The following is a 21,036-nucleotide window of genomic DNA, read 5'->3' on the forward strand; positions in this document are numbered from 1 at the left end:
CGCCTCACCGATGAAGCGGAAACATCGAGAATCGAACTACCCCAAAGCCTGTAATTTCACGCTGTGCCTGTTTGGTTAACAACTCCTTAATATCCACTAAGCATCTGCACTATAACGCAAATACCCCGAAATCGCCACGATTGGGTTCCCGTCGTCACAGTGTCCGATAGCCGCCATCCACCATCACGATCGACCCGGAGACATAGGCCGACATATCAGAGGCCAGGAAGATCGCGGGCCCCACAATGTCTTCCGGCTTGCCGGCGCGGCCGAGCGGCGTGTGATCCATGAACACCTTAACCAGATCCGGATTGGTGGCGCGCACCTTCTCGTTCAGCGGTGTCTCGATGAACCCCGGGCCGATCGCATTGACGCGCACGCCGTCCTTGCCGAGCTCGGCGGCGAGCGCCTTGGTGAAGCCGAGCACGCCGTGCTTGGAAGCGGTATAGGCGGGCGAGCTCGGCGTGCGCAGATGCACGAAGGACTGGATCGAACCGATATTGACGATGCGCCCCTTGTTCTTGCGCAGCGGCGCAAGGAAGGCATGGGTCACGTTGAAGACGCCGGTGAGATTGATCGAGATGATGTCTTCCCAATCCTTGATCACGGCCTCGTCCGTGCCGAGCATGCCGTTGCGGCGGGCGATGCCGGCATTGTTGACCAGGATGGAGACCGGCCCGACCTTGTCGGCCACCTGCCTTGCCATCGCGATGCAGGCGTCGCGATCGGTGACGTCGAGCGCGAAGCTCTCCGCCTTGCCGCCGGCGCCGCGGATTTCCTTTGCCGCCGCGGCCACGGCGTCGCCGTTCATGTCGAGCAGCACGACGCGCGCGCCCTCGCGTCCGTAGCCCACGGCGATCGCGCGCCCGATGCCGGAGCCCGCACCAGTGACGACGGCAATGTGATTGTCGAGTAGGGGCATGGCGTTCCTCGTTTGTTGTGGGTTGTCGACAACACTATTCAAAACTGCGGCAATGGAAACGCCAAGCCGTGTTTGTGCGTTGCTGTCATCCAGATTCGGATGACAGCACGGACCCGAACATGGACCCGCATATCAGACAGTGGAGACTTGCGATCGAGCGCTTCCGCGCGGCGCCCGATCCCGACTACGGCGAGATGGCCCGGATGGTGGCCGAGCTCGCCGCAACCGATATCGACGAGACGCTGCGACAGGCGGCCGCACAGGTGCTGCCGATCCTGCGCCGCGCGGCCGCAAGATCGGCCGATCGCCGCACCAAGGAGATGGCGCGACGCCGCCTTGGCATCATCAGCGATGCGCTGCACAGGCTGTCCGCGCCGCAGTTCGGCCGGCGCGGCCTCGCGCCGAAGATGCTGACGCTGGAAGACCAGTATCGGCAATTGCTCGGCCTGCCGCTCGGTCGGCGCCTGGCAGCGACCGAGATCCATCAGGCCTTCAAGCGCGCCGCCAAGACGGTGCATCCCGATGGCGGCGGCAACGGCGCGGCGTTCCTCGAACTGGCCGCCGCGCGCGACGCGCTGATCAAGCATCATTGACGCGGCATCGCCATGCCGGACAGCACACGGACGGGCGTCGCGGCATTGCCGTACGCCCGCCCGGGCATTCTCGGCCGCCGTGCCAAATTGCGCCGCGACGCGCGCTTGCTACAGTCGGTGCGCCGCGATTCGTATCCGCGTCGCGACGTGAGCAAACTTCGGGGAGACCGCACAATGAGATTGTCATCCGCCCTTCGTGCTGCGCTGGTCGCACTGACGGCGTTCGCAGGCGCCGCCTTGTCCTCTGCCGCCCAAGCCGATAGCGGCTTCATCAGACTCACGATCTACAAGGCCGGATGGATCATCGGCGGTTCCGGCGGCAGCGGCACCTTGACGTTCCGCGGCCGCACCTATGCGCTCTCCACCGGCGGGCTCGACTACGGCCTGGTGTTCGGCGGCTCGAAGACCGTGCTGCGCGGCCGTGTCAGCAACATCAATCGTCCCTCCGACGTCGCCGGCGTCTATGGCGCGGCGGGCGCGGGGCTGGCGCTTGGCCGCGGCGCCCGCGCGATCGTGCTCACCAACCAGAAGGGCGCCGTGCTCGAACTGACCGGCCAGCAAGTGGGCCTGATGGCGAACGCCGATCTGAGCGGCCTTGCGATCACGATGCAGTAGCGCGCCGCGCTCATCGGCGCATCTTGCGTGATGTCGTCCCGCCACGCGACGGGACGGCTCGGCATTCACCTGAACAGATGCAGCGCTGCATATTGCAGCAGCATGATGGTCTTGGCGTCGACGATACGGCCGTCGCTGATCATGGCGAGCGCCTCGTCGATCGATAGCTCCAGCACCTCGATGTCCTCGCCCTCGTCGGCGAGCCCGCCGCCGTCGCCGGCGCGCATCGCGGCATCGTATTCGGCGACGAAGAAATGCAGCTTCTCGGTCACCGCGCCGGGCGTCATGAACGCCTCGAACACCTTGCGCACGTGCGCGAGCCGGTAGCCGATCTCTTCCTCCGCCTCGGCGCGAATGCGTAGCTCCGGCGCAGCGTCGTCGAGCATGCCAGCGGCGGCCTCGATCAGCAGGTCGTCATAGCCGTTGGCGAAGGCGGGGTAGCGGAATTGCCGCACCAGCACGACGGTGCGGGTCTTCAGATTGTAAGGCAGCAGCACCGCGCCATTGCCGCGGTCGTAGACCTCGCGCACCTGGGTCTGCCATTCGCCATTGGCGCGGCGGTAGTCGAACGTCGCGCTCGTGAGCAGGTAGCGCGCCTTGGAGAGGACGCGGACCTCCTTGACGCGAACGCGGTCGGATATGCTCATGCGTGGATCCGGATCTCGTTCACGTCGTCGCTTCGCGGCCGTCGAGCCATTTGGCCAGCATCACCGACGTTGATTGTTCGTAGCCGAGCGATTGGTAGAATGCGCCCGCTTTGGCGTTCTCGCGCCGGACCAGCAGTTGCAGCTTCGGCACGCCGGCCTCGCGCAGCCAGTCTTCCGCCGCCGTCATCATGGTGCGGCCAAGGCCCTTGCCCTGCCGGCCGGGATCGACAGCCACGTAATAGACCCAGCCGCGATGCCCGTCGTGACCGACCATCGCGGTCGCCACGATCGCGCCGCCGGCGCGACCGACCAGCACGGCCGAATTCGACCCGCGCCGCGCCAGCGCGATGTCGGCTGTGGGATCGTTCCACGGCCGCGTCAGGCGGCAAGCCTGCCACAGCGCAACGACGTCGGCGATGTCGTGATCGGTGATCGGAGCAATGGACAGGGCGGGAGAGGGCATGGTCGCACACGCAGTCACAGCACTTTGCCGGGATTCATGATGCCGAGCGGATCGAGCATCGCCTTGATGGAACGCATCAGCTCGATCGCGACCTTGTCCTTCACGTCCGGAAGCTCGTCGCGCTTGAGCACGCCGATGCCGTGCTCGGCCGAGATCGAGCCGCCCAAGCGCAGCACGATTTCGAACACCACGGCGTTGACGTCGTGCCAGCGCGCCAGGAAGTCGGCGGCATTGCCGCCGATAGGCTGGCTGACATTGTAGTGGATGTTGCCGTCGCCGAGATGGCCGAACGGCACCGGCCGCGACCCCGGGATCAGCTTCACCACGGCGGCGTTGGCCTCTTCGATAAAGGCGGGGACGGCGGCGACCGGCACCGAGATGTCGTGCTTGATCGAGCCGCCCTCGGGCTTCTGCGCCGCCGACATCTCGTCGCGCAGTTTCCAGAAGGCCTGGCGCTGGCTCAGATTCGCGGCGATGACGGCGTCGTCGACGATGCCGTCTTCCATGCCTTTGGTGAGGATCGCTTCCAGCGTGTCGCGGGCGTCGTCACGCGAGGACGACAGCTCCATCAGCACGTACCAGGGATGCTTGCTCGTCAAGGGATCGCGGATGTCGATGCCGTGGCGGATCGAAAAATCGACCGCGATGTCGCCGAGCAGTTCGAAGCTGGTCAGAGCGCCCGCCGCCTCGTTGCGCGAGATCGACAGCAGCTTCAATGCGGCTTCCGGCGACTTCAAGCCGACATAGGCGGTCTCGACTGCACGCGGCCTCGGGAACAGCTTCAGCGTCGCCGCGGTGATGATGCCGAGCGTGCCTTCGGCGCCGATGAAGAGGTTGCGCAGGTCGTAGCCGGTGTTGTCCTTCTTCAGCTTTGACAGCGCGTTCAGCACGCGGCCGTCCGCCAGCACGACCTCGAGGCCAAGCGCCATCTCGCGCGCGACGCCGTAGGCCAGCGCCGCGGTGCCGCCGGCATTGGTCGAGAGGTTGCCGCCGATCGTGCAACTGCCTTCGGCGCCGAGCGAGAGCGGAAACAGCCGGTCGACCTCGCCGGCCTTCCGCTGCGCGACTTGCAGCACCACGCCGGCCTCGCAGGTCATGGTGTTGGATTCAGTGTCGATGTCGCGGATCTTGTCCATGCGCCGCATCGAGACGACCACTTCGCCATTGTGCGGCGTCTGGCCGCCGACCAGGCCGGTGTTGCCGCCCTGCGGCACCAGCGCGATCCGGTGCTCGGTCGCGAGCTTGCAGATTGCGGAGACCTCGGCGGTCGAGCCCGGGCGCAGCACCAGCGGCGAGCGGCCCTGGAACAGGTTGCGCTCCTCGGTGAGGTAGGGCGCGATATCGGCGGCATCGGTCACCGCATATTTCTCGCCGACGATGGCGCGGAATTTCTGGATCAGGTCGGGCGGAAGCGGGGGCATGGCAGGCTGGACGATATTCATTGTTCTTGGTCTTTCACTCCCGATGTCGAGCATGATGCCATTGCGGCAACCGCATCACGCGCTGATCTCCTTGGCTGAGCGGGGGCTGTCCGAACGGCGGTTCCTTGTTCGGATCATGCCCGGCCGACGGCCGCGCGGCGCAGCCGGTCGTTGATGGCTTCGCCGAGGCCGTCGTCCGGAATCGGCATCACCGCGATTGCATCGGCGTTTTTTGTGTCGAGCGCGCGAAGATAGCCGAAAAGATTGGCGGCGGCCTCGGCGAGATCGCCGCGCTCGGACAGGTTCATCACGACGGAGGCGAATCCGGCCCGCGCGATCTTGGCGGACCCGAACGCGAGCAGTGCTTCGCCGACGTGGACGTCGCTGGCATTGAGCCGGACCGGCGTGCGCGGCGCGTAGTGCGAGGCGAGCATGCCGGGCGCCACCGGCTGGCCGTCGTCGCCCTCCGCGCCCGGCGGCGGCGATTGCAGGGGATGGCCGAGCACGCGCTCGATCTCGGCGCGGGGCAGGCCGCCGGGCCGCAGCAGCACTGGATCCGAGAAGCAGCCGACGATGGTCGATTCAACCCCGACCTCGACCGGCCCGCCATCGACGATCAGGTCGATACGGCCGGCGAGGTCGCTGTTCACATGCTCGGCCGTGGTCGGCGAGACATGACCGGAGAGATTGGCCGAGGGGGCCACCACGGCACCGCCGAAGGTCTTGATGATCTCGCGCGCCACCTTGTGGGCCGGGACACGGATCGCGACAGTTTCGAGGCCGGCGGTAGCCAGCTCCGCCACCGGGCAGGACAGGGCCTTTGGCAGCACCAGGGTCAGCGGGCCGGGCCAGAAGGCTTCCGCAAGCCGCAAGGCCTGCCCGTCGAACAGGGCGATCCGCCGGGCGGCAGCGAGATCGGCGACGTGGGCGATCAGCGGATTGAAGGCCGGCCGGCCCTTGGCCTGGTAAAGGCATGCGATCGCGGCCGCGTTGCCGGCATCGGCGCCAAGGCCGTAGACGGTCTCGGTCGGGAAGGCCACCAGGCCGCCCTCGGCCAACACCCCCGCAGCCGTCGCGGTGGCGGCGGAGCCGGCGGGCAAAACGAGCGTTTTCAGGCCTGTATCCACTGTGACCAAATCCTCAATCGGGTATCTTGCAGTCCCTGAAACCCAACGCTATAAGCCGGGCCTCTTAGTCGGAGTGTGGCTCAGCCCGGTAGAGCACTGCGTTCGGGACGCAGGGGTCGCAGGTTCGAATCCTGCCACTCCGACCATTCTTTCAATGGCTTATAGTTTCGCCGGTCTGATGGCGCAACGAAATGCGCAACGAATTGGGTCATCTTACACCGTTGCGCGGCCATTTGATGCCATTCTTTCTGGTGCTGGCAGTATCATCAGGGTGGCGGTCCTCGCCCCTTGAGGTGTGGGGGCGACGTCCGGGAACTCTTAGTCGTGATAATCGGCATTCGGTGGCGGGAGGCCCGCGACGCGCGTGTCGACGCTTGAGGTCGAAGCTCGAATGTTGAGCTAGCGGCGTCCCCCGAAAGCCTCTGCCGCTTCCTCTTGGAAGTCTGGATGATGATGGCCGTAGTTTTGCTCGAGCTGCTCGACGGTCATACCAAGCCATCCAGCGGCTTCCCACAGATCGGTACCTGCCTGCATTTGCCACGTAGCCGCGGTATGTCGGAGCGAGTGCCGCACGACTTCATCGCCAAGCCCTGCATCCTCAAGGATTCCCTCCCAGGCGGAGCGGATCTTTCCAGCGAGAGGCTGGCCGTCATGCATGCGGTTGACGACGAAGCGGATTTCCTCGCCATCCTTCATCAGCCCCGCCGCGCGCAGTTTGGCCGAACGCCGCGCGTCGATAGAACGCCAGCGCACCAAATGTGGTCGTAGTCGATTGGCAATTTTTGTTGGAGGACGCCGCTTCTTGGTGGCTTGTTCGTCGCTGCCTCGACCCTGATAGATCATGGCATTGAGGTTCAACCATGGATGCGTAGTGGTCGCCATCCATTGTGTCCGGCGGATCGTCTCCTCTCGCCTGGCGCTGTACAGCCCGATGAGAATAAAGCGTGCTGCCGGCCGACGCCGATTGATGATCCAGCGCTCACGGCGGATCAGGCGCCCGTTCAGAGTGCTCTTCCAGTGACCACGCGCGACATCCCAAACGTAGCCCATCGCTGCACCGAATAGACGAGCGGCCTCGTTTCGCGTTAGCCAACGCTGCCGGCCGTCTGCCTTTGGCGGCAACGTAACCTTTGGCACGATGCTAAGCGTGTGCTCGGCATGGTAGGCGTTAATCGCGGCACGCAGATCTTCTAGCCGCCGCCGCGCCGTTTGATCCGAGACAGTTCCGGCGCGCGGTGTAATACCGGCCGCTCTATTGTTCTGGTTCGGAGCGCCGGTCGACCAGTCGACAAAGTCCCGGCAGAGCTGCGCCTTAAGCTCTGAGATCTTCTTCGCACCGAAAAATGCGTTCAGATCGAGCAAGCGAATGAGCAATAGCTCATGGTCTGCGAGTTTCCGGGAGTCCTGCGACCGGGGTCGTTTCAACGTCTCATAAAAGGTCAGGATATCCGCTATCGAGAGGATACGAGGGTCGGTCGCCCCAATTGCGAACGTGTGGCGCGAGCCGATGTATTTTTCCAGCGCTTGCGCTGCTCCATCAGTGTCATCGCGGCAGCAGCCTGTGCGGATCTGCCGTCGCTTTCCGCCCGATTGATCGAGGATGACCCAGCATCCTTCGTCTTCTCGCAGCCAGAGTCGCGGCGGTTTGGCTTTGCGGCCCGGCATGATGGTTTGACCATTTTGCGGATGGCACGAGGGGTCGTCAGATCCTTCCCTGCTACTTTGGCGATTTCAAGAGTCCCTACAGCCGTGGCCTTGCGCAAGGACGATAACGTCAACGGTCCGTGTGGAAAGAACACGGCAACAGCCTCCACAAGCGTCATCACTTCGTCCTCGTCCCATTGGGCGGGATTGGGCCGCGCTTTTGCGCGGGCGAGCTTGTCGACTTTATGCTTCGGCATGCTTGGACAGGGTGCTCATGGATTAGCGAGCCCTTCGGCTCCGCCGTTAGTTCAAGGTGTATGTGAATTCTGCGTTTCGGGAAGCCTTTCCCTCGGCTAGTGCGGCAATTGGCGGCTGCGAGGTGCAAATCGGACAATTTGATAAGGGATCGACGCGTTCGCGGCATAAATTAGCGGCGGGCGTCCTCAAGACGCACGACACGACCGGTGTCGATGTTCGATCGTGCCGCAGCAGATTGCTTATCTTGCGCAATCATCGATCAGGGTCGACGACGGTAACTTCGAAATGTATGGGGAAATCTCGATGGCAACGTCCGAAACGTACAAAACGTTTCTCAGTCGTGTCACCGAAGCGCGCGAAGCCGTGGCTACCCGCTCGGGTGTCCAAGCGCCAACTTCCCGGACGGTGGTCTTGAAGCTATCTGGCCAATTGTACGAGGTTACACGGCACTGTGCGATAATGGGGAACGTCGGCTTCCTTCGCAGGATTGGGAGGACCATAATTCAACAAGTGCGGCTTTGCCGCTGAAGAACCGCGCAGGCGTCGATGAGAGATCGAACGCAATCGGAAATTACGCCAGATACCCCGCTTCGCCTTGCTGATGCCGTGAAGATCGCATTCCCTATGGGCGGAATGACGGTCGCCGGCCTGCGACGTGAGCGCGATCGTAACCGACTGCTAGTTGAGAAGATTGCCGGCAAGGAATTTACCACTCTGGCTCACATTGAACGGATGCGAGAGCTATGCCGCGACGAAGCAAGGGCGCCAGGCTCCAGCTCAAGGCCGCCCGCCGAGACAAAAGCGGAAAGATCACCCACCAAGCTACCTGGATTATCAGAGACAACGGCCGGGATGTCGGCACAGGCTGCGCTGCAGATGAGATTGCGGCTGCGGAAAGGAAATTAGAGGAATACTTAGCGTCTAAGTACACGCCGGAGCGACGAATACGGCACATCGACGATATTCCGGTCGCGGATGTTCTGTCGATTTACTTAGATGCGCAGCTTGAAAAGCTTCGCGATCGCTTTAACGTCGATGGCGAAAACGAAGATTCCATTCCCGCTATCCGCAAGTTCAAGAAGCGCATCGAGCGATTGAACGAGTGGTGGGGCGCAAAAATGCTTGGCGAAGTAAACGGAGAGGCATGCCGCTCATACAAGAAATGCCGCAGAAAGGGCGGCGCGCGCCGAGATCTTGAGGATCTGCGTGCCGCTGTTGGTCACCATGCAGCCGAAGGATACCACAGGGAAATCGTCAAGGTCTCGTTGCCGGAGAAGGGTGAGCCGCGCGACAAGTGGTTGACACGCAGCGACGCGGCCAAGCTGATTTGGACTTGCTGGCGCTATCGCGAACGGCAAAAGAATTCGCGCCGACCGATGGAGGATGTGAAGGCCCCGACGCGCAAGCGTCCGCTGCGACATCTTGCTCGCTTCATACTCTTGGGCATCTACAGCGGGACGCGGGCTGGAGCCATAGCCGCGGCATCACCAATCCCAGCGGTCGGTCGTTCTTATGTCGACCTGGAGCGCGGACGCTACTACCGTCAGAAGCAGGGCAGCGCGAAAACCAACAAGCGGCAACCGACGGTCCCGATCCCCTCGCGCTTGCTCACCCACTTGCGGCGTTGGCACCGCATTGATCCAGACGCAAGGCACTTCGTTGAGTTCAACGGCAGGCCGGTGGCCTCGGTCAAAACCGCATTCAAGAGCGCCGTCAAGCTTGCGGGGCTTGGTCCCGGAATATCTCCTCATACCTTGCGACACACGGCGGCGACTTGGCTGATGCAGAGGGGCGCAGATCCGTGGCAGGCAGCTGGCTATCTCGGAATGTCACTTGACGTCCTGCTGAACACCTACGGTCATCATCACCCAGATTATCTCTCCGACGCCGTCGAGAAGATCGCCATGCATGAGCACAGCGAACGAAATGCGCACGTATCTGGTGCGGTTTCTGGTGCGGTTATCCCGCTTCGGCCAAACAAGATCCAATAAGGAGTTGATTTCATTGGTGGGCCCGGCAGGACTCGAACCTGCAACCAGACCGTTATGAGCGGCCGGCTCTAACCATTGAGCTACAGGCCCCGCCGCCTGCGGGTCGCACGGGGCGGCCGGCAACGGTGCGGGCTCCGTTTACAGGGTGAGTGGCGTTCCGGCAATGCCGCTCCGCGCTCTGTTGAGGTATCGGCCAACTGCACCGCTTCCGCCCCGTCCTGATTGTCGAAGCCTCAATTTCGGGCTTTAAACCCATGCGCAAGAAATCGAAATTCCTAAATGATCTCAAGCCGATTTGGGCTGTCCAGTCCCTGGACGGAAAATATTCCGCTTCCCTCATCGGGCAAATCAGTGGTTTGAATCCGCTCGTCTCACCCGATTGAGGGGCGCGTCGCGATCGTCACGAGTGTTGCGGTGAGATGCGGTGGACGCGGAGTGCGCAACTGACGAGTGCGCATGAAGCGGACGGTGAAGTCGTGTGGTTCCGACGCCCCAGTGGCAGGTGTCTCCTCGCTAAGCACGCGGAACGTGTCTTTGCGAAGACGGTGACAAAAAAGCCAAGTCTCGCCGGGGAGAGCACGAAGTAAGCCGTAAAACCATCGCGCAGGGAAGGCCGGGTTGTTTCCGGTTTCACCTGTGGTCCTACCCCTGTGCTTTTTAGTTGCACAGGGCCCATGGGTGCAATCGGCACCCGGTCTTCCCTGCGCCCTCTGCCTTGCAGCGAGGGACAATGACGATGCAAAGCTCGGACACATCATGTCGCGGGAGCGCGGAGTGCTGGCCGACTGATGATCGACCGGATGCAATCCGCTCTCTTCTCGAAAGACCGTGGTTCAATCGACCGAGACGCCGGCGAACTCCACCACCTTGCGCCATTTGTCCGTCTCGTCGGCCACCAGCTTGCCGAATTCGGCCGGGGTCATCGGCTTCGGAATGCCGCCGGCCTCGGCGAGGCGCGCCGCGAGCTTGGGGTCCTTCAACGCTTCGCCCACCGCCTTGTTGAGGACATCGACGATCTCCGGCGGCGTGCCCTTCGGCGCGGAAATGCCGTAGAAGCCGACCGCCTCGAAGCCCGGCACCGTCTCGGCGATCGCCGGCACGTCGGCCACGCCGGGCCAGCGCTGCGGCGAAGTGACGCCGAGCGCGCGGACGCTGCCGCCGCGCGACTGTTCCAGCGCCGACGGCAAATTGTCGAAGATCAGCTGCACCTTGTTGGAGATGATGTCGGGAAACGCGATCGCGGATCCGCGATAGGGCACGTGCTGCATGTCGCACTTGGTCATCGCCTTGAACAGCTCGGCCGACATGTGCACCGAGGTGCCGTTTCCGGACGAGGCATAGGCGAGCTTGCCCGGATTGGCCTTGCAGTAATCGATCAACTCCTGGACGGTCTTCACCGGCAGCGCGTTGGTGACCACCAGCATGTTGGTGAGCTGCATGATGCTCGCGACCGGCGTGGTGTCGCGCAGGAAGTCGTAGGGCAGCTTCTTGTAGAGCGAGGTCGAGATCGCGTTGTTGGGCGCGACGAACAAGAGCGTGTAGCCGTCCGCCGGCGAGTTGATCGCCGCCGCCGCTGCGATATTACCGCCGGAGCCGGCGCGGTTCTCGACCACGAATTGCTGGCCGAAATGATCCGACAGCCACTGGCCCATGATGCGCGCGACGATGTCCACCGGGCCGCCGGCGGCAAAGCCGATCAGCCAGCGCACCGGCCGGTTCGGATAATCGGAGGCGGAGGAGGGGACGACAGAGGCAAGGCAGCAGGTCAAACCAAGCAGGCGGCGCGCGCAAACCGGATCATTGTTTCTCCCGTCATTTTCTTGTGAGCGTTGCCGTCATGGTTTCACAAAACGCTGCCTTTGCCTACGGACATCGGCCGTGCGACGATGGTTGGCCCTGCATCGAATGCTGCTTGAGGCCTGACATGAAATTCGCTGTCATGATTTTCGCCGCCGTGTTGCTGTTCGCGGCCGGCGCGGGCGCGCAAGAAGGGGGCAAAGCCATGTCGAAGACCACGATCCATTTCGGCACCGCGACGCCGGGCGGTGGCTTCCCGCTCTATGGCAACGCCTTCGCCGAGGTGATGAACGCCGCCGACCCGACGCTGTCGATCGAGCCGCGCAACACCAAGGGATCCAACGAGAACATCCCGCTGCTCGAGGCCGGTACGATCGATATTGCGACTGTTGCGGGTGAGCCGTCCTATGAGGCCTTCATGGGAATCGGGCGGCCGCCGGCAACGAAGCTGAAGATCCTCACCGCGATGTATTCGAGTCCGGGCATGTTCGTGGTTCGCGCCGACAGCCCCTACAAGACGATCCGGGATCTGGTCGGTCAGCCCGTGGCCTTCGGCGCCAGGGGCTCGGGCCTGCCGATCCTGTCGCGCTACATCCTCGACGGCATCGGGCTGAAGCAGGACGAGGACTTCAAGTCGATCTATCTCGATCGCGCCGGCGACGGCCCGGCGATGGTGGAGGACGGCCGCGCCGCTGCGCTGTGGGGCGCCGGCATCGGCTGGCCCGGCTTCACCAAAATGGCCGAGAGCGCGGGCGGCGCGCGCTTCATCGCGCCAAGTGCGGACGAGATTGCGCGCATCCGCGCCAAGCACGCCTTCCTGAAGCCGCTGACGGTTCCGGCGGGCAGCTATCCGAAGCAGCTCGAGCCGATCGCCTCGGTCGGGTCCTGGAGCTACATCCTCGTGCGCGAGAGCCTGCCCGATGACGTCGCCTATCGCCTCGCGAAGACGCTGCACGGGATTGAGGCGACCTTCTGCAAGAAGCTCGCGCAGGCCTGCGAGACCACGGCGGCGAACACCGTCGCCGCCGCGCCTGATATCAACCTGATCCACCCCGGCGTGCTCAGATATTTCCGCGAGGTCGGGCTGGTGAAGTAGAGGGGCGAATGGTGAGTGGCGACTAGCGAATCGCGACATCCATTCGCTGCTCGCCATTCGCCACTCGCTCACTTCTTGATCAGCGGGCAGGCCGGGTCCGGCGGGCCGAACGCGTCGTCGCCCGAAATCTTCGCCAGGATCTTGTAATAGTCCCACGGATATTTCGATTCCTTGGGCGTCTTGACCTGCACCAGCCAGAGGTCGTGCACCATTAGATTGTCCTCGCGCAGCTTGCCGTTGCGGGCGAAGAAATCCTCGATCGGCTTCTCGCGCATCTTGGCGGCGACCTTGAGCGGATCGTCGGTGCCGCTCTCCTTGATGGCGTTGAGATAGTGCATGACCGAAGAGTAGACCCCGGCCTGCCACATCGTCGGCATCCGGTTCATCTTGGCGAAATAGCGCTTCGACCATTCGCGGGTCTTGTCGTCCATGTCCCAGTAGAACGACGTGGTCAGCAACAGCCCCTGCGCGGCAGAGAGGCCGATCGAGTGGACGTCGGTGATCAGGGCCAGCAGCGCCGCCATCTGCTGCCCGCCGGCGAAGACGCCGAACTCGCCCGCGGTCTTGATCTCGTTGGTGTTGTTCGGCGGCCCGCCGGCAATCCCGATGATCTTCGCCTTCGACGCCTGCGCCTGCAGGATGAAGGACGACAGATCGGGGGTGGCAAAGGGCGGCCGCACCGCGCCCAGCACCTTGCCGCCGTTCTTCGTCACCACGGCGGAAGCGTCCTTCTCCAGCGAGTGGCCGAACGCGTAGTCGTCGGTTATGAAAAACCAGCTGTCGCCGCCGCGCTTCACTACTTCCCTGGCGGTGCCGACCGCGAGGGCCCTAGTGTCGAACACCCATTGTATCGCGTAGGGCGAGCAGAACTTGCCGTGGAAATCGGTCGCGCCGGTCGAGTGCGCGATGAACAGCTTCTTCTTCTCGTTGGCGATGTTCTGCACCGCGAGCCCGACCGCCGACACCGGCACGTCGACGATGAGATCGACCTGGTCGACATCGTACCAGCGCCGGGCGATGGTCGCGCCGATGTCGGGCTTGAGCTGATGGTCGCCGACGATCACCGTAACAGGCTTGCCCAGCACCTTGCCGCCGAAATCGTCGACCGCCATCTGCGCGGCGGTGACGGAGCCTTGTCCCGTCGGGGTCGAGGCAGGGCCGTTCATGTCGGTGAGCACACCGATCTTGACCACGTCATCGGAAATCTGCGCCATCGCGGCCGAGGAGGCCAGCAGCGCGGCTGCGAGCGTCCCGAACATGGATAGTCTTCTGGCGATCATCCTGTTTCCCTCCCTGGATTGGCGCATTGGCCCGTTATTGCTTGAGCCGCGGCTTTGCCGTCCGGCCATATTGGTTTCTTTTGCAACCATTTTGGAGGCCGGTCAACGCGCCTTCGGTCTAATGGCGAGGGGCAGACCGGCCCAAGGCGGTTTCTTTCGGCGTCGATTCAGTCCATAGCGGGCCATGGTCACAGCCCAACGTCTGCCGGCTTCGCTCACCCCGCTCGATGTGGCGCTCGCCGCCCTGTTGCGCGGCGTCGCGCCGGTGGCGCCGATCGAACTGCCGCTGGCCGACGCCTTGCGCTGCATCGCAGCCGAGATGCCGCCGCTGCGCGCGCATCCGTCGCGCGACGTCGCGGTCCATGACGGCTGGGCGATGCGCGCCAACGATCTGGTCGGAGCATCGTCCTATGCGCCCTTGCTGCTGGCCACGCCCCCGGTCTGGGTCGAGGCCGGCCAAGCCATGCCGGATGGCGCCGACTGCGTGGTCGATGCCGACGAGGTCGACATCTCCGGCCCGCTCGCGCAGGTGCTTGCCGAAGCGATCCCGGGGCAGGGAGTTCGGCGCGCCGGCGGCGATATCGCCGAGGGGCGAGCGCTAGTGGAAGCAGGGCAGCCCGTGCTGGCGCGCGACCTCTTGCTCGCGGGGGCGGCCGGACTGGAGAGGTTGTGTGTGCGGCGGCCGCGGCTTCGCATCGTCAATAGTCCCGGCGGCCATGTGACCGCGCCGTTCATCGCGGAAGCCGCGCGCATCGCGGGCGCCGATGTCGTCTGCATCGACGCAGCTGGGCGTGATGCGGCGGCGATCGCAAGCGCACTCGATGCGGATGGTTGCGATCTGCTGATCACGATCGGCGGCAGCGGCGTCGGCCGTACCGATGCGGCGGTGACCGCGCTTGCCAGCCGTGGCGAGGTGATCGCGCACGGTATCGCCTTGCAGCCCGGGCGCACCATGGCGGTGGGGCGGATCCGTACGACGCCGGTCGTCGCGTTGCCGGGCGCGCCGGATCAGGCCTTCGCGGCGTGGTGGGCGATTGCGGTTCCCGTGCTTGATCGCCTGTCGGGCCGGCATCCGCACGAGATGCTCGCGCTGCCGCTTGCGCGCAAGATTGCGTCCAGCGTCGGCATTGCCGAGGTCGCGCTGCTCGCGCGTCAGCAGGGTACCTGGGCGACGCTCGCGATCGGGGAACTGTCGCTCGACGCCATTGCGCGCGCTGAGGCCGTGCTGATCGTGCCCGGCGCCGCGGAGGGTTTTGCTGCGGGCACGCTCGTCGATGCCTATATGCTATGAGAGTGAGTTTATGTTGCGGGAGTGAGTTCCCGAGATGACCAGCACGCCCACGCCCACGCCGAAGCCCAGTCCGTCCGTCGATCAGGACCAGTTCCTGACCATCCTCTCGCGTGAGGCCGCACTCGCGCGCTTCGAGGCCGCGCTGTTTCCGCGCGGAGCACCGAGCGAGGCGCGGCCGCTCGCCGATGCGCTTGGCTGCGCGCTGGCGGAGGACGTGGTTGCGCCGATCGACGTGCCGCCGTTCGATCGCTCCAATGTCGACGGTTTTGCCGTGCGCTCCCGCGATCTCGCAAGCGCGGGCGAAGCCGCGCCGGTGCAACTCACCCTGAACGACGAGACGATTGCCTGCGGCACCGCGCCGACGCGGCCGGTGCTGTCGGGCACCGCAACGGCGATCGCGACCGGCGGCCCGGTGCCACGCGGCGCCGACGCCATCGTGATGGTCGAGCACACCCAGCCCGCCGGCAATCGCGCGATCGAGGTGCGGCGCGCCGCATCGCCCGGAAAATTCGTCTCCTATGCCGGCTCCGACATCGCGCGCGGCGAGGCGTTGCTTCGCGCCGGCACGATCATCGGCTCGCGCGAGATCGGCATGCTCGCGGCCTGCGGCATCGCCGAGGTCCTGGTGGCGCGCCGTCCTCGCGTTGCGATCCTCTCGACCGGCGACGAACTGGTGCAGCCAGGCGAGCGGCTGCGGCCGGCCGCGATCTATGACACCAACGGCGCGATCGTCACGGCGGCGATTGCCGAGAACGGCGGCGAGGCGCATTTCCTTGGCGCGATCGCGGACGACGAGGGCAAGTTGGAGGCCGCGATGCGCCAGGCGCTGGCGGAAAGCGATATGCTGGTGCTGTCTGGCGGCACATCCAAGGGCGCGGGCGACGTCTCGCACCGGATCATCGGCCGGCTCGGCCAGCCCGGCATCATTGCACATGGCGTGGCGCTGAAGCCGGGCAAGCCGCTCTGTCTTGCGGTCTGTGACGGCAAGCCGGTGATCATCCTGCCGGGCTTCCCGACCTCGGCGATGTTCACCTTCCACGACATGATCGTCCCGGTGCTGCGGCGGATGGCCGGCCTGCCGCCGCGCTCGGATGCCAAGGTGACGGCCAAGGTGCCGGTGCGGATCGCATCCGAACTCGGGCGCACCGAGTTCGTGATGGTGTCGCTGGTCGAAGGAGCCGACGGGCTGATCGCCTATCCCAGCGGCAAGGGCTCGGGCGCAATCACGTCCTTTGCGCAGGCCGATGGTTTCCTGAAGATCGACGCGCTCGCCGACCAGATGCCGGCAGGCAGTGAAGCCGAGGTGACGATGTTCACGCCGCATGTGCGGGTGCCGGATCTCGTCATCGTCGGCAGCCATTGCACCGGGCTCGATCTCGTCACCACGCCGCTCGCGCATGCCGGCCTTACTGTGCGGTCGATCGCGGTGGGCAGCCTCGGCGGGCTCGCGGCGGCCAAGCGCGGCGAATGCGATCTCGCGCCGATCCATCTGTTCGACGAAAGGACCGAGACCTACAACACGCCGTATCTTGCCGACGGCCTCGAGCTCGTGCCGGGCTGGCGCCGCATGCAGGGCATCGTGTTCCGCAAGGACGACACGCGCTTCGAAGGCCTGAGCGCGCAGGAAGCGGTGCAGGCCGCGCTCGCCGATCCCGCCTGCATCATGGTCAACCGCAATCAGGGGGCGGGCACGCGCATTCTGATCGACCGGCTGCTCGGCGGCTGCAGGCCGGACGGCTACTGGAATCAGCCGCGCTCGCACAACGCGGTCGCGGCCGCAGTAGCGCAGCATCGCGCCGATTGGGGCATGACCATCGCGCCGGTCGCCCATGCGTCCGGGCTTGGTTTCATTCCGCTGGCCGAAGAGCATTATGACTTCGCGCTGGTGACGGCGCGCAAGCAACGGTCCGCGGTGCAGGCGTTCCTCGACGCATTGGCGTCGGAGGAGAGCCGCGCGGCGTTGGCAAAAGCGGGCTTCAGACCGGCATAGCCGGGCCAGAGTCCACCGCGCGCTGGCCGCGTAGGGCGGGTGGCGCAACAAGTCCGGTGTCGTCCCGGCGAAAAGCCGGGACAACGTTGGGGTTAGGCTCGGATTCGATTGTCAAACAGCGCGGTGTCATCACCAGCCGCATGCGGGTGATCCAGTATTCCAGAGACGCGGAGCTTGACCGAGAGGCCGCGGCGTACCGGGTCGCCCGGTCGAGCCGGGCGATGACAGAAGTGGATGGGGACGCAGCTTCGCATTCTCGCGACATGATCTGCCGAGGCCTGCATTTCGTTTCGCCCTCTCTTGAACAGAGGGCGCAGGGAAAGCCGGGTGCCGATCGCACCCATGGGTCCCGTGCAAATGGAAAGCACGGGAGCGTCTTAGAGAGCCGTCGTTGGCGCGCGGCGCCGTTCGGCTTCGGCCAGCGCACGCTGCGCCGCCGGCGGCAGGATCTTGGGCTCGGCGGGCACCCGAACGATCTTGTCGCTTCTTGGATGCGATCGCTTCTTGTTGCCGCTACGGTTTACATGTCGATGAGCCCAGCTTTGTCCGCCGGCCTGATCGGACAGGCCAGCGTCATCGACGGCGATACCCTCGACATCCACCGCACCCGCATTCGGCTGTGGGGTATCCGACTGTGGGTAAGATACTGATCGATCTGGATGCACCAAGCAGCGCGAATGCTGCTATTGCGAAGCCTTTGAGCATGGGCCTCTCCTTCGGAAAGACCGCCAACCGCGCTGGTCGGGTTAGGACATTTGAGAATTCGCTGCCGCTGATCGCGCCCTATCTGCAATTATGAGATGCCGACACCAATTGGTACCAAACTGTTAAACGGCGGGCGGTTGGCCAGCGCGCGAGAGGCCACGAACTAAGGCGACCTTACTCTTAGTGTTTGGTGCGCGGGCGGGGCTGGTTGTACGGCATTCGTCAGCGGCATGATAAACAGATACAACTTGTTTGCGATCAGCCGATTGATGTTTACTGCCGTAGGGGCCGAACGCCGCCTATGCGCTTGAGTTGCGCCGGCTGTTAGCCACCGGGCCGATGCAAAAACGTATCCACGGACGCAGCCAGCCGGGTCGCCAATTCGGCGGCGGACGGCGTGGACTGCTTTTCGAGCGTTAGCGCGCCGACGGGATGCACCGCCAGTGCAGCACCAGCGGTGAAGGCAGCGATCGCAATTGCAGCAAGATATTCGATCCTCATGGCGATGGTCCCTCCCATCGGTCCCACGAATTAACCGGACACTTTCAGAATTGGTTCCCGAGCGCGAGTGAGTTCCATGGGCATCGCCGGCAGGGATCGCTGCCCGGCCTTTGCATGATCAATGCTTCGGCACTGCGCTCCCATAGATTCCTCATTCCGTTCGCGATCAGAATTGGGAACGAAGAGCCTTGCCAGGACTTTAGAAGCCATGAGACCGCCGCTCGCTGGTGAACAACCCGGCGCATGTCGCGGATAGCCAAAGGTCGCTATCAGACCCGCTGTTGTCAAAACAAGCGCTCGCGCAAGATAGCCAAAAGCGGCGGTCTCCGGTCTTATTCAAAATCGCCAACTGCGCCCCGATCAGTTGCGGGGGGAGCGTACTGTCGGCCTGCCGGTGGCGTTGTTCATACCGACCGGAGGCTGTGTTATGCGCAACCGCATCGACATCAACTACGTCCACAGCCGGGCCATCGTTCGAGAGATCGGCGAGAGGCTGCGAGCGTCGCTGAAACCAGAGACGGAACTCTCGCCGAGACTAAGAATGCAAATCAGCCGGCTCCGCGAATTGGAAGAGCGGTCACCCTCGATCATTCCAGCGGCTGAGCGCCGGGATAAGCCTCGCCGTTGAGTTAGATCCTCGCTTGGCTGGTGCGGTGCCCAGAGCGCGCGCGTTCCTTTCAGAACAACCCGACCAAGATGAAAACGGCGACCTCAGTCAGGAAAGTGACGCTCATAATCGCGACTATGAGGAAGGCGTTGCCCGCTGAAAGTGGGGTCATGACATGCCTCGCATCTTGCGAAGCTCCGAAGCCTCCAAGCGTTAATTCGCCGAGGGTCGGAATGTTTCGGTTCCCGAACGCGGGAGCGAATGCTGCGATCGGCGCTATCGCGCTCGTTCCACTCGGGAGCGCGATCCAAATATCGAACAGCGCCTGATCTGGCATCGAGGCGCCAACTGAGACGGCCTTACAATGCAGCTACTAAAAGGGCGACGGACGCGATCAGCGTTGCGGTGCTGAGGGCCATCACGACAAGGGCTTGTTCACTTGCAGGTTTTTGTCGTCCATTGTCGCCAATGCCGGTTCGCGCATGTCGTTCCTGATTGCGGGAAAGACAGTCGTTCTAGAGTGCGCGTCTTCTCGTTCACCGGCTTGAATTCTGCGATCCGGCGATCGTCCTCCCAAGCTCCACCGGTAACAGTTGAAGCGCGCGAACTATGTTCACGGCCGGAGAACTACGGAAATAAATCCCGCGCTGAATGAGAAGTCCTTCCGCCTCGTAAACATTGCTGTGGCTAGAACGTTCACCATGTCGTCCCAGTAGAGTTATTGAGGAAATTGGAGTAACCCGAGAGAACGACTGCCCAGTCGCGGCCGTTCTTACCGGGCACTGCTATCCGGAATGGGCCTCAACGCAATCAGCCCCGCGTCGGGGCCTTTCTCGTTTTTTGAAGCAACCAAATGCACCGCGTCGTCCAAGCGGATGGCGGCAAGTCCTGCATAGCAAGGAGGCTATCGGCGGCTACCGGGTTTCCAGTTCCTTGATCGCCTGAGCCGAAATCTTTGCGGGGTCTTCGATACCGGTTTGCGCAACCTTGATGATCGTCTTCGCGATCATTTCCGTGAGCGGGTCGTCGCGGTCCTTGACGCAGAGCGTATGCAACGCTCGCTCGTAAGCCGCTGTGATGCGGCTAATCGTTTCCGTCTCTATCGTGAAGCCGTGCAACAATCGGTCGATAATCATATAGCCTCACTTTGGTGCTTGCAGTCCGCGCGAGTTCAGCCACTTGGTCAGATCAGAAGCGGTCTCGGCTTGGCGGGTTCTGCGAATAAGACGCTCGCGCTCAACGCCCGGTGGGGTGCCTCTCGAGGCGTTCTTCCAAGGTGGGACATGCGGTCCTCTCCTTTGCAGGCGGGAGCGCGATCGGTCTCTCAGCCACCAGCGCCTACGGGCAAGAGCCGAAACTGGTGATGGGGAACAACCTACACCTTGGAGGTCGAGTTCCAATCCACAAATCGGGCTTAGGGCGGTGCCTAATTGCCGTGATAACCCTTGGTTGGCTCAAGTGGTTCGGACGCGACATCGATTGCGAAGGACATTGGCCGTCGTGTTGAACTCAGTGCCGGAGGGTTGCCTCCACGAACTCCTGTACAGAGCGCGGGACTTCATCGTACTCCGCAATGCAGCGCCGGAGTTCGTCGGCAATATCCTTGGTTACATCACGAGACCATCCTTCGGCAGTGTTGAAGGCCACAATACGGACCGGGTGGCTATACTGGTCGTCCATAAGACGTCGGATCAGGGTCTTCCGATCGGTGCCTTCTTCATCCGCTTCGCACCAGGCGCGGCCAAGTCTGCCGAAATCGTTCAGCACCAAATAGGTATCATGGTCCGCTTGCTGCGGCACGATCGAAGGCGCGCGAGGCATGTGTGAAAATTCCCGCTGCGACGAATGCGTGGAACCCTACTCCATTTCAGGCGCCTTCCTGTAGGAACCTCCTGGAAATTTCGCGGTAAATCAATCGGATAAGAGGTATCTCAACCGGTAACGGGTACAGGAGGTGGAACACGACAAAAGTTGCGATCGTCCGGTTGAAGCAAAATACCCCGTCGCAAGTTATCGTTTATCACCGGCAGGGCCCATCGCAGGCGCCTGTGGCTGAGAGACCAATTGGGCTCCCGCCTGTGTCAGGGA

Annotated in this window: 19 protein-coding genes and 2 tRNA genes; 9 read left to right on the forward strand and 12 right to left on the reverse strand. The window is 63.5% G+C overall.

The genetic code is table 11. The annotated features are described in order from the left end of the window. Positions 1–154 precede the first annotated feature (154 nt). A complete protein-coding gene (locus MTX23_RS08280; RefSeq protein WP_280976135.1) occupies positions 155–922 on the reverse strand; it encodes an SDR family oxidoreductase in 768 nt (255 codons plus the stop codon). Positions 923–1,041: 119 nt separating this feature from the next. Here MTX23_RS08280 and MTX23_RS08285 point away from each other — a divergent pair, with 119 nt between their 5' ends. Beyond that, positions 1,042–1,515 carry a hypothetical protein gene (locus MTX23_RS08285; RefSeq protein WP_280976136.1) on the forward strand — a complete coding sequence of 158 codons (474 nt, stop codon included), beginning with the start codon at positions 1,042–1,044 and terminating at the stop codon, positions 1,513–1,515. Positions 1,516–1,689: 174 nt separating this feature from the next. Beyond that, complete coding sequence (locus MTX23_RS08290; protein ID WP_280976137.1) at positions 1,690–2,130, forward strand: hypothetical protein; 441 nt, start codon at positions 1,690–1,692, stop codon at positions 2,128–2,130. A gap of 65 nt (positions 2,131–2,195) precedes the next feature. On the opposite strand, the gene MTX23_RS08295 is transcribed toward MTX23_RS08290, so the two are convergent. From MTX23_RS08295 to MTX23_RS08310, 4 genes are all read right to left on the reverse strand, one after another. Continuing rightward, positions 2,196–2,777: a GDP-mannose pyrophosphatase gene (locus MTX23_RS08295; protein WP_280976138.1), complete on the reverse strand. Its 582-nt coding sequence runs from the start codon at positions 2,775–2,777 to the stop codon at positions 2,196–2,198. A gap of 19 nt (positions 2,778–2,796) precedes the next feature. Then, entirely contained in the window at positions 2,797–3,240 is a 444-nt protein-coding gene (locus tag MTX23_RS08300) for a GNAT family acetyltransferase (RefSeq protein WP_280976139.1), read from the reverse strand. 14 nt (positions 3,241–3,254) lie between these two features. Then, positions 3,255–4,682 (reverse strand): FAD-binding oxidoreductase, encoded by a 1,428-nt coding sequence (locus MTX23_RS08305; RefSeq protein ID WP_280976141.1) that lies wholly within the window; start codon positions 4,680–4,682, stop codon positions 3,255–3,257. A gap of 113 nt (positions 4,683–4,795) precedes the next feature. Further along, on the reverse strand, positions 4,796–5,788 hold the full coding sequence (locus MTX23_RS08310; protein WP_280976142.1) for an L-threonylcarbamoyladenylate synthase: 993 nt from the start codon (positions 5,786–5,788) through the stop codon (positions 4,796–4,798). A 69-nt stretch (positions 5,789–5,857) separates the two neighbouring features. On the opposite strand from MTX23_RS08310, the gene MTX23_RS08315 reads away from it, so the two are divergent. Further along, positions 5,858–5,934: transfer RNA gene (locus MTX23_RS08315), tRNA-Pro, on the forward strand. Positions 5,935–6,187: 253 nt separating this feature from the next. Here MTX23_RS08315 and MTX23_RS08320 read toward each other — a convergent pair. Beyond that, positions 6,188–7,453: a hypothetical protein gene (locus tag MTX23_RS08320; protein WP_280976143.1), complete on the reverse strand. Its 1,266-nt coding sequence runs from the start codon at positions 7,451–7,453 to the stop codon at positions 6,188–6,190. Positions 7,454–8,433: 980 nt separating this feature from the next. Between MTX23_RS08320 and MTX23_RS08325 the strand changes: the two genes are divergently transcribed. Beyond that, positions 8,434–9,681 (forward strand): site-specific integrase, encoded by a 1,248-nt coding sequence (locus MTX23_RS08325; protein WP_280976145.1) that lies wholly within the window; start codon positions 8,434–8,436, stop codon positions 9,679–9,681. Positions 9,682–9,695: 14 nt separating this feature from the next. On the opposite strand, the gene MTX23_RS08330 is transcribed toward MTX23_RS08325, so the two are convergent. Both MTX23_RS08330 and MTX23_RS08335 read right to left on the reverse strand, forming a co-directional pair. Beyond that, a tRNA-Ile gene (locus MTX23_RS08330) sits at positions 9,696–9,771 on the reverse strand. 743 nt (positions 9,772–10,514) lie between these two features. Beyond that, complete coding sequence (locus MTX23_RS08335; protein WP_280978004.1) at positions 10,515–11,459, reverse strand: tripartite tricarboxylate transporter substrate binding protein; 945 nt, start codon at positions 11,457–11,459, stop codon at positions 10,515–10,517. Between the two features lie 146 nt (positions 11,460–11,605). Here MTX23_RS08335 and MTX23_RS08340 point away from each other — a divergent pair, with 146 nt between their 5' ends. Further along, entirely contained in the window at positions 11,606–12,574 is a 969-nt protein-coding gene (locus MTX23_RS08340; protein ID WP_280976147.1) for a TAXI family TRAP transporter solute-binding subunit, read from the forward strand. 68 nt (positions 12,575–12,642) lie between these two features. On the opposite strand, the gene MTX23_RS08345 is transcribed toward MTX23_RS08340, so the two are convergent. Beyond that, positions 12,643–13,833, reverse strand: a complete 1,191-nt coding sequence (locus MTX23_RS08345; RefSeq protein ID WP_280976149.1) for an ABC transporter substrate-binding protein — start codon at positions 13,831–13,833, stop codon at positions 12,643–12,645. Positions 13,834–14,038: 205 nt separating this feature from the next. Here MTX23_RS08345 and MTX23_RS08350 point away from each other — a divergent pair, with 205 nt between their 5' ends. The 3 genes from MTX23_RS08350 to MTX23_RS08360 all read left to right on the forward strand — a co-directional run bounded on the left by MTX23_RS08350 (position 14,039) and on the right by MTX23_RS08360 (position 17,785). After that, complete coding sequence (locus MTX23_RS08350) at positions 14,039–15,145, forward strand: molybdopterin-binding protein (protein ID WP_280976150.1); 1,107 nt, start codon at positions 14,039–14,041, stop codon at positions 15,143–15,145. A 34-nt stretch (positions 15,146–15,179) separates the two neighbouring features. Further along, a complete protein-coding gene (locus tag MTX23_RS08355; RefSeq protein ID WP_280976151.1) occupies positions 15,180–17,135 on the forward strand; it encodes a molybdopterin biosynthesis protein in 1,956 nt (651 codons plus the stop codon). A 140-nt stretch (positions 17,136–17,275) separates the two neighbouring features. Then, a complete protein-coding gene (locus MTX23_RS08360; protein ID WP_280976152.1) occupies positions 17,276–17,785 on the forward strand; it encodes a hypothetical protein in 510 nt (169 codons plus the stop codon). Positions 17,786–18,164: 379 nt separating this feature from the next. Here the strand turns inward: MTX23_RS08360 and MTX23_RS08365 are convergent, their stop codons facing one another. Beyond that, positions 18,165–18,341: a hypothetical protein gene (locus tag MTX23_RS08365; RefSeq protein WP_280976153.1), complete on the reverse strand. Its 177-nt coding sequence runs from the start codon at positions 18,339–18,341 to the stop codon at positions 18,165–18,167. A gap of 427 nt (positions 18,342–18,768) precedes the next feature. Here MTX23_RS08365 and MTX23_RS08370 point away from each other — a divergent pair, with 427 nt between their 5' ends. Next, the gene (locus MTX23_RS08370) at positions 18,769–18,969 is read left to right on the forward strand and encodes a hypothetical protein (RefSeq protein ID WP_280976154.1); all 201 of its coding nucleotides are present in this window, start codon (positions 18,769–18,771) and stop codon (positions 18,967–18,969) included. 893 nt (positions 18,970–19,862) lie between these two features. Here MTX23_RS08370 and MTX23_RS08375 read toward each other — a convergent pair. Next, positions 19,863–20,084 carry a hypothetical protein gene (locus tag MTX23_RS08375; protein ID WP_280976155.1) on the reverse strand — a complete coding sequence of 74 codons (222 nt, stop codon included), beginning with the start codon at positions 20,082–20,084 and terminating at the stop codon, positions 19,863–19,865. A 373-nt stretch (positions 20,085–20,457) separates the two neighbouring features. Beyond that, a complete protein-coding gene (locus MTX23_RS08380; protein ID WP_280976156.1) occupies positions 20,458–20,769 on the reverse strand; it encodes a hypothetical protein in 312 nt (103 codons plus the stop codon). Positions 20,770–21,036: the final 267 nt, after the last annotated feature.

The sequence above is a fragment of the Bradyrhizobium sp. ISRA436 genome (assembly GCF_029910015.1).
Taxonomy (GTDB): domain Bacteria; phylum Pseudomonadota; class Alphaproteobacteria; order Rhizobiales; family Xanthobacteraceae; genus Bradyrhizobium.